Source organism: Sphingomonas mangrovi, assembly GCF_047975845.1.
In the GTDB taxonomy this organism is placed as follows: Bacteria; Pseudomonadota; Alphaproteobacteria; order Sphingomonadales; family Sphingomonadaceae; genus Sphingomonas.
In genome coordinates this window covers 132,047-145,608 of record NZ_JBIUCZ010000003.1, presented here as the reverse complement: position 1 = coordinate 145,608, position 13,562 = coordinate 132,047, and the positions used below count along the sequence as shown (strand labels likewise).

Below are 13,562 nucleotides of genomic sequence, written 5' to 3'. Positions count from 1 at the left end.
TGCGGGCGCCCCGCGACCCCGCCCCGTCGCCGGCGATACAGGTTGCGACAATAAAAGGGTGGACGGCGCAACGATCCGCCGCTTTGGTCGCGGCCATGTCGATCCGGCGCCTACCCGTCCTCCTCGCCGTCCCCGCCCTCCTCTCGGCCTGCGCGGCCGGGCCCGACTATCGTCCGGCCGCCCCCGCCCAGCTCGGCGTGCCGGACCGCTATTCGGTTTCCGCCGACGCCGAGCGGCGCGCGGACCTGACCCGCTGGTGGGAGCGCTTCGACGATCCGCTGCTCAGCCAGCTGGTGGCGGAGACCGCGACCGGCAACCTCGACGTCGCGCAAGCCGTCGTGCGGCTGCGCCAGGCGCGGGAATCGCTGATCCAGTCGCGCGCCAGCCTGTTGCCGACGCTGTCGGGCTCCGCCGGCTACAACCGCAACTTCAACGTGCGCGGCGGCAGCGCGGCGGTGACGCTGCCCGACGGCACCGTCACCAACATCAGCCGCGGCGCGGGCGACAGCTTCTCGCTGGGCGGCGACGCCAGCTACCAGGTCGATCTGTTCGGCGGGGTGAGCCGCACCATCGAGGCGACCCGCGCGAGCGAGGAGGCGTCGCGCTTCGACTATGCCGCGGTGCTGATCGCGCAGCAGGCGGAGATCGCGCGCAACTACGTCACCGCGCGGCTCGCCCAGGCGCAGCTCGCCAACGCGCGCAGCTCGCTCGCGCTGCAGGACGACAACCTCGAAATCGCCGGATTCCGCGTGCAGGCTGGGCTCGTCTCGTCGATCGACCAGGAGACCGCACGCGCGCAGCGGGCGCAGACCGCCGCGACGATCCCGACGATCGAAACCACCTATAACTCCGCGGTGTCGCGGCTGGGCGTGCTGACCGGCCGTGCCCCCGGCGCGCTCAAGGCGGCGATGGCGGCGACCCGCCCGATCCCGGCCGCCGCGACCCCGATCGGCGTCGGCATCCCCGCCGACACGCTGCGCCAGCGCCCCGATATCCTCGCCGCCGAACGCAGCCTGGCGGCCGCGACCGCGCAGATCGGCGTCGCGCGCGCGCAACTCTATCCGGCGCTTGCGATCAGCGGCAACATCACCACCAACGCCACCAGCCTCGGCGACCTCGCCGACGTGATCAGCGGCGGGCTGTTCGCCGGGCTCACCCAGGCGATCTTCAACGGCGGACGGCTGAACTCGCAGGTTCGCGCGCAGGAGGCGGCCGCGCAAGGCGCGCTGCTCACCTACCGCACGACCGTGCTCACCGCGCTGGAAGACGTCGAGAACGCGATCGTCGCGCTCGACGCCGCGCAGCGCCGCGCGCGCGAACTGGCGGTGGCGCTCGACGCGGCGCGGGCGAGCGCGATCCTGTCGCGCAGCCAATATCGCGCCGGCCTCACCGACTTCACCACGCTCAACCAGGCCGAGGCGTCGCTGCTGTCGGCGGGCAACGGCCTTGTGCAGGCGCAGGCCGACCAGGCGAGCGCGCTGGTGCAACTCTTCACCGCGCTCGGTGGCAGCTGGGACGCCGCCGCGATCCCGAGCGGCGACACCCGCGACGCCCCCCGCATCACCGGCAGCTTCCCCGCCGTCGTCCCGACCGACCAGACCCCGCAGGACCGCTGATGGCCGAACCCACCTCCACCGAACTCAACGACTTCCTCGGCGCCAAGCCGGTGCCGCGCTGGCGGCAGCGGCTCAAATGGGTCGTCGTCGCGGTCGTGCTGCTGCTGCTGATCTTCGCGCTGTCGCGCTGCTTCCGCGGGCCGGAGGGCGTCTCCTACGCGTCGCAGCCGGTCGAGCGCGGCGCACTGACCGTCACCGTCTCGGCCACCGGCAAGCTCGCGCCGACCAACCAGGTCGAGGTCGGCTCCGAACTGTCGGGGCTGGTCACCAAGGTGGTGGTCGACGTCAACGACCGCGTCACCGCCGGCCAGCCGCTGGCGCTGATCGATCCCGAGCGGCTCGACGATGCGATCCAGCAGAGCCAGGCGGCGGTCAACGCGCGCCAGGCCGACGTCGCCACCGCCCGCGCAACGCAGCAGGAGGCGCAGGCGCAGCTGTCGCGGCTGGAGGAAGTCAGCCGGCTGTCGGGCGGGCGCGTGCCGGCCAAGACCGAGCTGGAAACCGCGCGCGCCGCCGCCGCGCGCGCCGTCGCCGCGGTGCGCGCCGCCGAGGCCAACGTCGTCTCGGCCCGCGCGCAGCTCAATTCGGACCAGACCCAGCGCACCCGCGCGATCATCCGCTCGCCCGTCAACGGCGTCGTCCTCGCGCGCCAGATCGAACCGGGGCAGACCGTCGCCTCGTCGTTCAACACGCCGACGCTGTTCGTGATCGCCGAGGACCTGTCCTCGATGAAGCTGGAGGTGTCGATCGATGAGGCCGACGTCGGCCAGGTCAAGGAGGGCCAGCGCGCCGACTTCACCGTCGACGCCTTCCCCGGCGAGACCTTCCCGGCGCGGATCACCCGCGTCGATCTTGGGTCGAACCTGACCACCAGCTCAAGCTCGTCGTCGACGAGCACAACCACCAGCACCACCGGGCAGGTCGTCTCCTATGCCGCGACGCTGAGCGTCGAGAATCCCGAGCTCAAGCTGCGTCCGGGCATGACCGCGACCGCTGAGATCGTCACCGTCGAGCGGCCGCAGGCGCTGCTGGTGCCGAACGCCGCGCTGCGCTTCACGCCGACGACCGAGACCGCGGGGTCGGGCGACAGCGGCCGCGGCGGCATCACCGGCGCGCTGCTGCCGGGGCCGCGTCGGCGCGGCGGCGGCGGTGCGGAGAAGAGCGCGACCGGCCACCGCAACGGTCAGCAGACCGTCTATGTGCTGGGCGGCGACGGCACGCCGCAGCCCGTACAGATCACCACCGGCAACACCAACGGCCAGGTGACCGAGGTGATCGGCGGCGGGCTCAAGCCGGGGATGAAGGTCATCACCGGCCAGCTGGCGGCCGGGCAGACCGCGCCGGCGGGTGGCGGCAGCTCGGGCGGGCAGCGCGGCGGCGGAGGCCAGCGTGGCCAGTGACGCGGCCGAGCCGCTGATCCGCCTGCGCGGCGTTACCAAGGTCTATGGCGAGGGCGCGACCCAGTTCCAGGCGCTGAAGGGCGTCGACCTCGACATCGCCGCCGGGGACTTCGTCGCCGTCATGGGCCCGTCGGGGTCGGGCAAGTCGACGACGATGAACATCCTCGGCTGCCTCGACGTGCCGTCGGCCGGGACCTTCCTGTTTCGCGGCCAGCATGTCGAGACGCTCGGCCGCGACCAGCGCGCGCTGCTGCGGCGGCGCTACCTGGGCTTCGTCTTCCAGGGGTTCAACCTGCTCGCCCGCACCAGCGCGCTCGAAAACGTCGAGCTGCCGCTGCTCTATCGCGGCGATGCCAAGGGGGAGCGGCGCGAGGCGGCGATGGCCGCGCTCGCCAAGGTCGGGCTCGACCCGTGGTGGGACCATACGCCCGCCGAGCTTTCGGGCGGCCAGCAGCAGCGCGTCGCCATCGCCCGCGCGATCGTCACCCAGCCCGACGTGCTGCTCGCCGACGAACCGACCGGCAACCTCGATTCCGAGCGGTCGGTGGAGATCATGCAACTGCTCACCGAACTGAACGTCCAGAGCGGCATCACCGTCTTGATGGTCACCCACGAGCCCGACATGGCCGCGTTCGCGCGCACCGTCGTCCATTTCAAGGACGGACTGGTCGAGCGCGTCGACCGCAACCACCACCAGGGCGAGGCCGTCGGCTGATGCTGGGCACCACCCTCCTGCTCGCGGTCCGCTCGATCCTGCGCCACAAGCTGCGCTCGTTCCTGACGACGCTGGGCATCATCATCGGCGTCGCCGCGGTGGTCACGATGGTGACGCTGGGCAAGGCGACGACCTCTGCCGTGCAGTCGCAGATCGCGGCGCTGGGCACCAACATCCTCCAGATCCGCCCGGGCCAGGGCTTCGGCCGCGGCGGCGGCGGGCCGCGCCCGCCCGATTTCGAGGAAGCCGACGTCGACGCGATCCGCGAGCAGGTCGCCGGCGTGACGGCGGTCGCCCCGCAAGCGCAGGCGAGCGCCACCGCGATCTACAACGGCGCCAACTGGTCGACGACGATCAACGGCACCACCAACGGCTATTTCCAGGTGCAGCCGTGGACGCTGACCGCCGGCCGCACCTTCCTGCCGCCCGAGGAACAGGCGGGCAAGGCGGTCTGCATCATCGGCAATACGGTGCGCCAGAACCTGTTCCGCGGCGGCGAGGCGGTGGGCCATCGCTTCCGCATCGGCAACGTCTCGTGCGACGTGATCGGCACGCTGTCGACGCGCGGCCAGGCCGGGTTCGGCGGCGACCAAGACGATGTCGTCATCATGCCAATCAAGACGGTCCAGCGCCGCTTCACCGGCAGCCGCGACGTCCGGCTGATGCTGGTCGGCGTGGATCAGGCGTACGACAGCGCCACGGTGCAGGCCTCGATCAGCGACCTGCTGCGCGAACGGCGCAACATCAGCGGCGGCAAGGAGGATGATTTCAACATCTTCGACACCGCGCAGATCTCCGCAACGCTGACCGGCACCACCACGCTGCTGACCGGGATCGTCACCGCGGTGGCGGCGATCAGCCTCGTCGTCGGCGGGATCGGCATCATGAACATCATGCTGGTATCGGTCACCGAGCGCACGCGCGAGATCGGCATCCGCCTGGCGATCGGCGCGGTGGCGCGCGAGGTGCTGATGCAGTTCCTGGTCGAGGCGATCGCGCTGTCGTGCCTGGGCGGCCTCGCCGGGCTGGTGATCGCACAGCTGACGGTGCTGGCGCTCGCGCCGGTGATGCAGGTGCCCTATCTGTTCGAGCCGCAGATCAACGCGATCGCTTTCGCGATTGCGGCGTTGATCGGGGTGGTGTTCGGCTATTTCCCGGCACGACGCGCCGCCGCGCTCAATCCGATCGACGCGCTCCGGCACGAGTAGGCCGGAGCGCGTAGGTCGCGCGCAGCGCCGCGAGGTCCTCGGGCGTGTCGATGTCGAGCAGCTCGTCGGCGCGGGTGATGACGTGGTGGCCGCCGCGCACCAGCGCCCGCGCCCCCTCGTCGCCGCAGCAGCGCAGCAGCTCGGGGAAGTGGTTGGCACCGAACAGCGCCGGCGGCGTCGGATGGACGCCGTTACTCGACGCGATCACCGCATCGGGCCCCTCGGCATAGTCGAGCAGCCGGTAGACATGGGTGGCGGTCACCCGCGGCATGTCGGCGAGCGCGATCAGCACCGCCGATGCGCCCTGGTCGAGCGCGGCCTGCACGCCCAGCCGGACCGAGCTCGCCTGGCCGTCTTCGGGCGTCGGATTCTCGATGACGGTGTAGCCGCGCGACGCGAAGTCGAGGCTGGTGTGGCATACCACCGCCACCCGGCAGTGGAACGGCACCGCCTCCAGCGCGGTGACGACATGATAGGCGAGCGGCTTGTCGAGAAAGGGCTCGACGAGCTTGTCGGCCTCGCCGAACCGCAGCGAGCGGCCGGCGGCGAGCAGCACCAGCGCGGTGTCCTCAGCGCGGATCATGGAACGCCTGCACCATGGCGGCGGCGATCGACAGCGCGATCTCCGAAGGACCGATCGCGCCGATCGACAGGCCGACGGGGCCGTCGATCCGCGCCAGCGCGTCCGGTGTCATCCCCGCCTCGGCCAACCGCTCAAGCCGCGCGGCGTGGCTGCGCGTCGATCCCAGCGCGCCGACATAGGCGGCGGGGCTGGCGAGCGCCGCGGTGAGCGCCGGGTCGTCGATCTTGATGTCGTGGCTGAGCGTCACGATCGCGGTCGCGGGATCGGGCCGGAGCGCCGCGATCGCCTCGTCCGGCCAGCGATCGTCGAGCGTCACCCCGGGGAAGCGTTCTTCGGTCAGGAAGCGTGCGCGAGGGTCGATCACCACCGTGGCGATGCCGAGCGTGCCGGCGAGCGCGGCGAGCGCCTGCGCGATCTGCACCGCGCCGACGATCAGCAGCCGGCGCGGCGGATCGTAGCGGTTGCGGAACACCTCGCCCGTACCCTCGTCGCGGAGCGTGCTGTGGCCGGTGGCGAGATCGGTCTCCACCACCAGCGTGTCGCCGCGATCGCGCGCCTCGGCGATGCGGTCGAACAGCTCGGGATCGAAGCCGGTGGCGGAGACCGGCTGGACCATCACCTCGATCTCGCCGCCGCACGGCAGCCCCACTTCCCACGCCGCGGCATCGGCGACGCCGTAGCGCTTGCGCTGGAACGGGCCGCCCGCGATCACCTCGGCAGCGGTCGCGAGGATGTCGCTTTCGACGCAGCCGCCCGATACCGACCCCTCGAACCGCCCGTCGGCGTGGACCAGCATGTGGCTGCCGCGCGGGCGGGGCGCGGAGCCCCAGGTGGAGGTCACGGTCGCGAGCGCGAGCGGCTCGCCCTGCCACGCGCGGGCTGCGGAAAGGACGCTGTCGTTATCGGCCATGCGATGTGCGTCGCAGATACGCGTGCGCGACGCAATCGGGGCGGCTTCGGCGCGCGATGGAACGGGAGATCACCGCAACGGGGCCCAGGTGTTCGCGGGGCCCTCGCGTCCCGCCCACCCGGTTCTCGTCATGCTGACGGAAGTCAGCATCCATTCGCGCTACGCTTGCGCTTTCGGGCGGAGCGGCAATGGATCCTGACTTCCGTCAGGATGACGGGAGGGGGCGTTGCGCGCCTTCCACGAACGCCACGCGGAGCCCTATCGCATCACCGGCAGCGTCACCTTGCTGCCGGTGCACACGCGCTGCGTCGCCTTCACGAAGTCCTCCGGCTTGGCCTTGGTGATGTTGGGCACGAAGCTCTGCGGGTTGCGGTCGATCACCGGAAACCAGCTCGACTGGACCTGCACCATGATGCGGTGCCCGGCCTTGAAGACATGGTCGTGGTCGCGCAGCGGCACGTCCCAGGCGCGCACCTGGTCGGGGACGAGCGGCTTGGCCGTCTCGAAGCTGTCGAGCCAGCGGCCGCGGCGCACCTCCATCGCGATCGGCAGGCGATAGCCGTTGCGCGACTTCCCGTAGTTACCCATCTGCGCCGGCGAAGGCACGGGTTCGGCATCGTCGGGGTACACGTCGATCAGCTTGACCACCATGTCGCTGTCGGTGCCCGAAGTCGAGGCCATCAGCGTCGCCGCCACCTCGCCCGTCACGGTCAGGTCCTGTTCCAGCGGCGCGCTCGTCCAGCTGAGCACGTCGGGGCGGTTCTCGACGAAACGCTGGTCCGCCGCCTCCCACCACCGCCATTCGAGCGAGGGATAGGTGGGCGAGATCGGCCGCTCGCGGAACGGCACGGGGTTGGCGGGATCGGACACGAAGTCGCGGCACTGCCCGGCCGCCCCTGCCCCATCGAACGACAGCGTGCCGTCGGCGCGCAAGTAGAGCGCCGTCTGGGTAGCGCCCGGCGCCGGCCACTTCGCATAGCTCTTCCACGTCCAGCTGCCCGACTGGAACATCTTCGCCTCGAAGCTGGGCTTCGTACCCTTGCCGTGCAGCCAGTAGCGGAAGAACGGCGCCTCGATGTCGCGGCGGAAATCGGTGCCGCTGGTGCCCGGAATGGGGAAATGGCCCATATCGTCGCCGGCGGTGCGCCAGGTGCCGTGCGCCCAGGGGCCGGCGACGATCATGTTGTTGCCGGCCGGATCGTCGGCCTCCATCTTCTCGTAGATCTTCCAGCTGCCGAGCGGGTCTTCCTGGTCCCAGAAGCCGGCGACGTGGAGCGTCGGCACGGTCGTGCGGCCGAGGCGGTCGGTCCAGTGCTGGTCCTTCCAGAAGGCGTCGTAGTCCGGATGCTCGATCATTTCGGTGACGCGCGGCACGCTGCCCTTGAAGTGTTGCGTGTCGAGGTTTTCGACCGGCCCGAGCTTCAGGAACCACTCGTAGGTGTCGTAGGCGCCGCCATAGTCGAAGTCCTCCCCCTGCTTGTTGTTCTGCAGCGGGTAGAGCCAGTCGGTCGCGTAGGAGAGCCGCATCGCGCCGTAGCGGTGGAGATCGTCGTTGATCCACCAGTCGTTCCACGCCGCCTGAGGGCTGGTCGCCTTGAGCGCGGGGTGCGGGTTGGCGAGCGCGATCGCCGCGGCATAGCCGGGATAGGACACGCCGGTCATGCCGACGCGGCCGTTGTTGGCGGGCACGTGCTTCACCAGCCAGTCGATCGTGTCATAGGCGTCGGTGGATTCATCGGTAGCGTCGCTGCCCTTGGCCCCCTCGGGCTGGAGCGCCATCGACATGGTGAACGTGCCTTCGCTTTCGAAGCGGCCGCGCATGTTCTGGGTGACGAGGATGTAGCCGTCCGCTTCCAGGAACTCCATGCCGCGCTGCGGCCCGACCGCGCTGGCCGGCGGCACGCCATAGGGGGTGCGGGTGAGCAGGATCGGCAGCGGCCCCTGCTTGCCGAGCGGGCGGCGGATCACCGTCTGCAGCCGGGTGCCGTCGCGCATCGGCACCATCACCTGTTGGTAGCTGTAGCGCGCCGTCGGCGTCTCCGCCGGGGCGGCCTGCACCGGCACTCGCGCGCCCGCCACCGCCGCCGCGCTCGCCAGCAGCATCGCCAGCCCTGCCCCCGCCCCTGCCAACATCCCGTGTCGCATGTCCGCCCTCCGTTCGCGCCGTTGGTCGGGCGCGCGGGGCGGGCTTGTCAATGCCGCACGCGCCAGGCGCCGGCGAAGGCGGGACGCAGCACCAGGCTGTTGAGGTCGAGCAGCCCATGCGCCAGCATCGCCAGCCACAGCGCACCGGAATAGAGGTAGAGCGCCGCGAACAGCGCCCCGACGAGCGTCGTCGCCACCATGCCCCAGATCCGCTGATAGCCGTGCGCCAGCCCGAACAGCAGCGTCGCGACCACGAACCCGCCGAGCGCGCTGCCGGTCGCCCCGGCGATCAGCAGCGGCAGCAGCAGGCGGAAATAGGCTTCCTCCACGATCCCGGCGGTGATCGCGATTCCCCCGCCCCAGCCCAGCTCGCCGCGGGTACGCGGCAGCAGCGCGCCGATCTGGCCGATGCGCAGGTCGCCCTTGCCGCGCCGTCGCCGCCACGTCGCGATCGACAGCCCGACGAGCGCGCCGCCGCCCAGCCCGCCCGCAACGGCGGCGGCGAGCCGGCCGGGATTGCCGGGCGCGACCTCCCGCCCCAGCAGCGCCATCCGGCTCGCGGCCGCAAGCGCGTCGAACTCGTGCGGAAGCGCCCAAAACGCCTCCAGCCGCCCGAGCAGCGCCAGCGCGAGCAGCGACACGAACCCGAACGACAGCCCCGCCCGCACGATCCAGCGGCGGAAACGAGCGGTGCGCGAGCCGGGAGCCGGCGCGCCGCCCCAGCGCCGCCGCAGCGCCTCACCCTTCAGGAACCAGCCGTAGCTCGCGAGCGCCAGCGCGAGCAGCGCGGCGGTCATGCGTCGATGCGGTGCTCGCCCTTGACCCAGCGCACCGTGCCGGAGCTGGCGCGCATCACCACGCTTTCGGTCGTCATCTTGCCGCGCATGCGCTTGACGCCGGCGAGCAGCGAACCGTCGGTAACGCCGGTCGCCGCGAAGATGCAGTCGCCGCGCGCGAGCTCGGTCAGGTCGTACTGCTTGTCGAGGTCGGTCACGCCCCATTTGGCGGCACGCGCGCGCTCGTCGTCGTTGCGGAACAGCAGCCGGCCCTTGAACTGGCCGCCGACGCAGCGCAGCGCCGCGCAGGCGAGCACGCCCTCGGGCGCGCCGCCGATGCCCATGTAGACGTCGATGGTGGTGTCGGGATCGCTGGTCGCGATCACCCCCGCAACGTCGCCGTCGCCGATCAGCACCACGCCGCAGCCGATCGCACGCAATTCGGCGATCAGCGCCTCGTGACGCGGACGGTCGAGCACGCAAGCGATGATGTCGCTGGGCTTCACGCCCTTGGCCGCGGCGATCGCCTCGACGTTCTGCGTCGGCGACCGGTCGAGGTCGATCACGCCGGCGGGATAGCCGGGGCCGACCGCGATCTTTTCCATGTAGACGTCGGGGGCGTTGAGCAGCCCGCCTTGCTCGGCGATCGCCAGCACCGCGAGGCTGTTCGGCCCTGCCTTGGCACAGATGGTGGTGCCTTCGAGCGGATCGAGCGCGATGTCGATCGACGGCCCTTGGCCGGTGCCGACCTTCTCGCCGATGAACAGCATCGGCGCCTCGTCGCGCTCGCCCTCGCCGATCACGACGGTGCCGTCCATGTCGAGGCCGTTCAGCGCCTCGCGCATCGCCTCGACCGCGGCGGCATCGGCGGCCTTTTCGTCGCCGCGGCCGACGAGCGTCGAGGCGGCGACGGCGGCAGCCTCGGTCACGCGGACCATCTCCAGCACGAGGACACGATCGAGAACCTTGCTGGCGGTCTGCATGGCGGTGCTTCTGCTCCCTGTGATGATCCGGCGGCGATAGGGGAGCCGGTGCGCAATGTCGAGCGAGTGGGCGGGCGCGGGCAAGAGGGCTGGCGTTTGGCGCCGGATCGGGCAGTATCGCACCGACCCCGACCCTGCGCCTTGGAGGTGCCGATGCCGTTCGATCTGCTGCTGGTGGTGATGGCGCAGCAAGGCGCTGCCGAAACGGCGCTGACACGCTACCGCAACGCGACCCGCGCGGAGTATCGCTGCGAACGGTCCGAGGCGGAGAACGAGGTGACGGTCTGCGCGCTGCGCGATGCCGATCGCTTCCGCGTCCCCATCCTGGAGCCGACGCCGGGCGACCCGAAGATCGTCGATGCGATCTCGGAGCGGAACCGGCTGGTCAAGATGCCGGCGCTCGCCTGCGGCCTGCAGACCTCCTTCGAAGGCTGCGGCATGTTCGGCGCGACCGCGACCGTGAACAGCAACGGTGTCGGCGTCTCCAGACCCCGCCCGCTCGCACCCTAGCGGCGCCGCTAGAAGCGCGCCGGCCGCAGCCGGATCGGGATCGGCGCGTCGAGTCGCTGCCAGCCGCGTTCGGCGAGCACGGCGTTGCTCTGCACCGGCTTGCGCCCCGCCGCGCGATCGAGCGACCAGGTGATGTGATAGCGGCTGCCGTCGGCGCGGTCGGTGGTGCCGCCGATCGCCACCACCAGCGCCTGCAGCCCCGCGCCGTCGTCGACCCAGCCGACCACCTCGCCCGCCGTCTCGACGGGAAGCGGCGTGTCGCGGCCGGTGCCGGAACGCAGCGTGACGTGATCGGCGACCACGTCGGGCCAGCGCGGTGGGAACCGGCCGAGCAGCATCGCGCGATCGACGGGATCGAGCTTCCATCCGACCACCGACCCGTCGCCTTCCTGCCGCTCCGTCACTTTGCGTCTCCTGGCGCGTTGTCCGCCGGTCCGAGCGCGCGGCGCCGTTCGCGCGTTCCCTCCGTCGGAGACACGATCATGGCGAAGCAGAGCAAGGCCCAGAAGGACACGATGGAACGGGTCATGCACGAGTTCAAGGAAGGCGAGCTCGAGTCCGGCTCCGGACGCAAGGTCAAGAGCCGCAAGCAGGCGGTGGCGATCGGCCTGAGCGAGGCGGGCGCCTCCAACCAGCAGAGCCCGGCGGAGAACCGGCGCCGGCTCGCCAAGACCAAGCGGCAGGAGGCGGGCGCAGGCCCGACCAAGGCCGAGCTGTACGCAAAGGCGAAGCAGCAGGACGTCCCCGGCCGCTCCAAGATGACCAAGGCCGAGCTGGAGAAGGCCGTCGGCTGACCGCCGGCCGCCGACCATGCCGCCGCCGCGGCTGCTGTGCGACGAGATGCTGGCCGGGCTCGCCCGCTGGCTGCGCACCGCCGGCCACGACGCCGCGCTGGCGCCCACCGGCACACCAGACGCCGCGCTGCTCGAGACGGCCCGGCGAGAGGGACGCACGCTGCTGACCCGCGACCGCGCGCTTGCCCGTGCCGGCGGGGTGCTGGTGCCGCAATTGGCCGAGGCACAGGCGGCGTTCGTCGCCGGGCGGCTGGGGATCGACTGGCTGCACGCACCCTTCACCCGCTGCCTGGTCGACAATACGCCGCTCGCGCCGGCGGTCCCTGCTGCGGTTGCGGCGCTCGCGGCGGAGACCCGCGCGCTGCCCGGCCCGTTCCGCGCGTGCCCGGCGTGTGGACGGGTATATTGGCCGGGCAGCCATGTCCGGCGGATGACCGCCCGGCTCGAACGCTGGCGGGCGGCGAACCCGCCGGCGGAACCCTGCTCGGCGGTCGGCCGTTCGCGAAGCGAAGGAGACCCCATGACCGACCGCCCCACGCCGCCGCAGCCGGAACAGCAGCAGACGCCGCCGGGAACGATCGCGGACATGGACCCGCGCCCCGACCACGGCGAGACGAGCTATCGCGGATCGGGCCGGCTGCACGGGCGCCGCGCGATCCTCACCGGCGGCGACAGCGGCATCGGCCGCGCCGTCGCGATCGCCTTCGCGCGCGAGGGAGCGGACGTGCTGATCTCCTACCTCGACGAGGACGCGGACGCGCAGGATACCGCCCGGCTGGTGGAGGAGGCCGGCCGCAAGGCGGTGCTGGTGCCCGGCGACATCGGCGACCCCGCGCACTGCCGCGCGATCGTCGACAAGGCGGTCGAGGCGTTCGGCGGGATCGACATCCTGGTCAACAACGCCGCCCACCAGAAGACGTTCGACGCGATCACCGACATCCCGGACGAGGAGTGGGACAAGACCTTCCGCATCAACATCCATGCGATGTTCTATCTGACCAAGGCGGCGGTGCCGCACATGCAGCCGAGGTCGGCGATCATCAACACGACCTCGGTCAACGCCGACACGCCCAAGCCCACGCTGCTCGCCTACGCGACCACCAAGGGTGCGATCCAGAACTTTACCGCCGGGCTGTCGCAGCTGCTCGCCGAACAGGGCATCCGCGCCAACTGCGTGGCGCCCGGCCCCGTGTGGACGCCGCTGATCCCCGCCACCATGCGGCCCGAGCAGGTCGCGAACCTCGGCAAGGACGTGCCGATGGGCCGCGCCGGCCAGCCGGCGGAGCTCGCACCAATCTATGTGATGCTCGCCAGCCAGGAAGCGAGCTACGTCTCCGGCGCCACGGTCGCGGTGACCGGCGGCAAACCGATTTTGTGAGCCCCCTTTCGGGCGGGGCATCTTTGCGGCAGAGACCCGGGCTCCGGCCGGGCAATGGAGAGTGACGGTGAACGAACGAGAGCAGCGTATCCGGGAGCGTGCCCATGCCTTGTGGCAGCAGGAAGGGGAGCCCGAGGGCCATCACGAGCGCCACTGGGATGACGCCACGCGCGAGGTCGACGCCCAGGCGGCCGCCTCGACCGATGCGGAGGTAACACCCGCGCCCAAGAAGCCGCGCGCCCGCCGCGCCGCCGCGACCAAGGCGGCGAGCCCGGTCGAACCGGCGGCCACTGCCGGCGAGGCTGCCAAGACCAAGCCGGCCCCGCGCGCCAAGGTTGCGGCAAAGCCCGCCGCCGCACCGGCCAAGCGCAAGCCGGCCAAGACCAAGGGCTGATCCGCCCCGCCCGCCCGCGACGCTGTCGCCGGCGGGCCCTTTTCCCGCATCGGTGGTGATGTCCGGACGTCCCGTCGCAATCGTCGCGGCGGGCGGGAACGATGCGTCGTGGCCGTTGTTAACCCTGTAGATACCGAAAACTTGGAGGTC

The 13,562-nt window shown here is 71.4% G+C and carries 14 protein-coding genes and 1 pseudogene; 9 read left to right on the top strand and 6 right to left on the bottom strand.

Annotation, left to right across the window (positions count from 1 at the left end; all coding sequences use genetic code 11):
• The first annotated feature begins 95 nt into the window (after positions 1–95).
• The 4 genes from ACBY01_RS03230 to ACBY01_RS03215 are packed head-to-tail and all read left to right on the top strand — an operon-like array spanning position 96 to position 4,939.
• Positions 96–1,616 carry an efflux transporter outer membrane subunit gene (locus ACBY01_RS03230; RefSeq protein WP_416459328.1) on the top strand — a complete coding sequence of 507 codons (1,521 nt, stop codon included), beginning with the start codon at positions 96–98 and terminating at the stop codon, positions 1,614–1,616.
• A complete protein-coding gene (locus tag ACBY01_RS03225) occupies positions 1,616–3,016 on the top strand; it encodes an efflux RND transporter periplasmic adaptor subunit (RefSeq protein WP_416459327.1) in 1,401 nt (466 codons plus the stop codon). The genes ACBY01_RS03230 and ACBY01_RS03225 overlap by 1 nt, the downstream gene beginning before the upstream one ends.
• On the top strand, positions 3,006–3,731 hold the full coding sequence (locus ACBY01_RS03220; protein ID WP_416459326.1) for an ABC transporter ATP-binding protein: 726 nt from the start codon (positions 3,006–3,008) through the stop codon (positions 3,729–3,731). Before ACBY01_RS03225 ends, ACBY01_RS03220 begins: the two co-directional genes overlap by 11 nt.
• Entirely contained in the window at positions 3,731–4,939 is a 1,209-nt protein-coding gene (locus ACBY01_RS03215; protein WP_416459325.1) for an ABC transporter permease, read from the top strand. The genes ACBY01_RS03220 and ACBY01_RS03215 overlap by 1 nt, the downstream gene beginning before the upstream one ends.
• Here the strand turns inward: ACBY01_RS03215 and ACBY01_RS03210 are convergent.
• From ACBY01_RS03210 to glpX, 5 genes are all read right to left on the bottom strand, one after another.
• Positions 4,908–5,522 carry a nucleotidyltransferase family protein gene (locus ACBY01_RS03210; protein WP_416459324.1) on the bottom strand — a complete coding sequence of 205 codons (615 nt, stop codon included), beginning with the start codon at positions 5,520–5,522 and terminating at the stop codon, positions 4,908–4,910. The two genes, ACBY01_RS03215 and ACBY01_RS03210, sit on opposite strands and share 32 nt — an antisense overlap.
• A complete protein-coding gene (locus tag ACBY01_RS03205; RefSeq protein ID WP_416459323.1) occupies positions 5,509–6,432 on the bottom strand; it encodes an XdhC family protein in 924 nt (307 codons plus the stop codon). The genes ACBY01_RS03210 and ACBY01_RS03205 overlap by 14 nt, the downstream gene beginning before the upstream one ends.
• A 258-nt stretch (positions 6,433–6,690) precedes the next feature.
• The gene (locus tag ACBY01_RS03200) at positions 6,691–8,577 is read right to left on the bottom strand and encodes a CocE/NonD family hydrolase (protein WP_416459322.1); all 1,887 of its coding nucleotides are present in this window, start codon (positions 8,575–8,577) and stop codon (positions 6,691–6,693) included.
• A gap of 47 nt (positions 8,578–8,624) precedes the next feature.
• Complete coding sequence (locus ACBY01_RS03195; RefSeq protein WP_416459321.1) at positions 8,625–9,374, bottom strand: CPBP family intramembrane glutamic endopeptidase; 750 nt, start codon at positions 9,372–9,374, stop codon at positions 8,625–8,627.
• Positions 9,371–10,336, bottom strand: coding sequence for a class II fructose-bisphosphatase (gene glpX / locus ACBY01_RS03190; RefSeq protein ID WP_416459320.1), 966 nt, complete (start codon positions 10,334–10,336; stop codon positions 9,371–9,373). The genes ACBY01_RS03195 and glpX overlap by 4 nt, the downstream gene beginning before the upstream one ends.
• Before the next feature lie 153 nt (positions 10,337–10,489).
• Here glpX and ACBY01_RS03185 point away from each other — a divergent pair, with 153 nt between their 5' ends.
• Complete coding sequence (locus tag ACBY01_RS03185; protein ID WP_416459319.1) at positions 10,490–10,846, top strand: hypothetical protein; 357 nt, start codon at positions 10,490–10,492, stop codon at positions 10,844–10,846.
• Between the two features lie 8 nt (positions 10,847–10,854).
• Here ACBY01_RS03185 and ACBY01_RS03180 read toward each other — a convergent pair whose 3' ends face one another.
• Entirely contained in the window at positions 10,855–11,250 is a 396-nt protein-coding gene (locus tag ACBY01_RS03180; RefSeq protein ID WP_416459318.1) for a hypothetical protein, read from the bottom strand.
• Positions 11,251–11,328: 78 nt separating this feature from the next.
• Between ACBY01_RS03180 and ACBY01_RS03175 the strand changes: the two genes are divergently transcribed.
• The 4 genes and pseudogenes from ACBY01_RS03175 (at position 11,329) to ACBY01_RS03160 (ending at position 13,412) form a co-directional block, all read left to right on the top strand.
• Positions 11,329–11,640, top strand: coding sequence for a DUF6496 domain-containing protein (locus ACBY01_RS03175; RefSeq protein ID WP_416459317.1), 312 nt, complete (start codon positions 11,329–11,331; stop codon positions 11,638–11,640).
• Positions 11,641–11,656: 16 nt separating this feature from the next.
• Positions 11,657–12,070 (top strand): annotated as a pseudogene (locus tag ACBY01_RS03170) (Mut7-C RNAse domain-containing protein); the annotation flags it as partial.
• A gap of 90 nt (positions 12,071–12,160) precedes the next feature.
• Complete coding sequence (locus ACBY01_RS03165) at positions 12,161–13,018, top strand: glucose 1-dehydrogenase (protein ID WP_416459357.1); 858 nt, start codon at positions 12,161–12,163, stop codon at positions 13,016–13,018.
• A 67-nt stretch (positions 13,019–13,085) separates the two neighbouring features.
• On the top strand, positions 13,086–13,412 hold the full coding sequence (locus ACBY01_RS03160) for a DUF2934 domain-containing protein (protein ID WP_416459316.1): 327 nt from the start codon (positions 13,086–13,088) through the stop codon (positions 13,410–13,412).
• Positions 13,413–13,562 lie beyond the last annotated feature (150 nt).

What these genes read in the sequence shown, in the direction of transcription:
- ACBY01_RS03230 (WP_416459328.1), top strand. Translation starts at nt 96, where the DNA reads ATGTCGATCCGGCGCCTACCCGTCCTCCTCGCCGTCCCCGCCCTCCTC.
- ACBY01_RS03225 (WP_416459327.1), top strand. Translation starts at nt 1,616, where the DNA reads ATGGCCGAACCCACCTCCACCGAACTCAACGACTTCCTCGGCGCCAAG.
- ACBY01_RS03215 (WP_416459325.1), top strand. Translation starts at nt 3,731, where the DNA reads ATGCTGGGCACCACCCTCCTGCTCGCGGTCCGCTCGATCCTGCGCCAC.
- ACBY01_RS03210 (WP_416459324.1), bottom strand. Translation starts at nt 5,522, where the DNA reads ATGATCCGCGCTGAGGACACCGCGCTGGTGCTGCTCGCCGCCGGCCGC.
- ACBY01_RS03205 (WP_416459323.1), bottom strand. Translation starts at nt 6,432, where the DNA reads ATGGCCGATAACGACAGCGTCCTTTCCGCAGCCCGCGCGTGGCAGGGC.
- ACBY01_RS03200 (WP_416459322.1), bottom strand. Translation starts at nt 8,577, where the DNA reads ATGCGACACGGGATGTTGGCAGGGGCGGGGGCAGGGCTGGCGATGCTG.
- ACBY01_RS03195 (WP_416459321.1), bottom strand. Translation starts at nt 9,374, where the DNA reads ATGACCGCCGCGCTGCTCGCGCTGGCGCTCGCGAGCTACGGCTGGTTC.
- glpX (WP_416459320.1), bottom strand. Translation starts at nt 10,336, where the DNA reads ATGCAGACCGCCAGCAAGGTTCTCGATCGTGTCCTCGTGCTGGAGATG.
- ACBY01_RS03185 (WP_416459319.1), top strand. Translation starts at nt 10,490, where the DNA reads ATGCCGTTCGATCTGCTGCTGGTGGTGATGGCGCAGCAAGGCGCTGCC.
- ACBY01_RS03175 (WP_416459317.1), top strand. Translation starts at nt 11,329, where the DNA reads ATGGCGAAGCAGAGCAAGGCCCAGAAGGACACGATGGAACGGGTCATG.
- ACBY01_RS03165 (WP_416459357.1), top strand. Translation starts at nt 12,161, where the DNA reads ATGACCGACCGCCCCACGCCGCCGCAGCCGGAACAGCAGCAGACGCCG.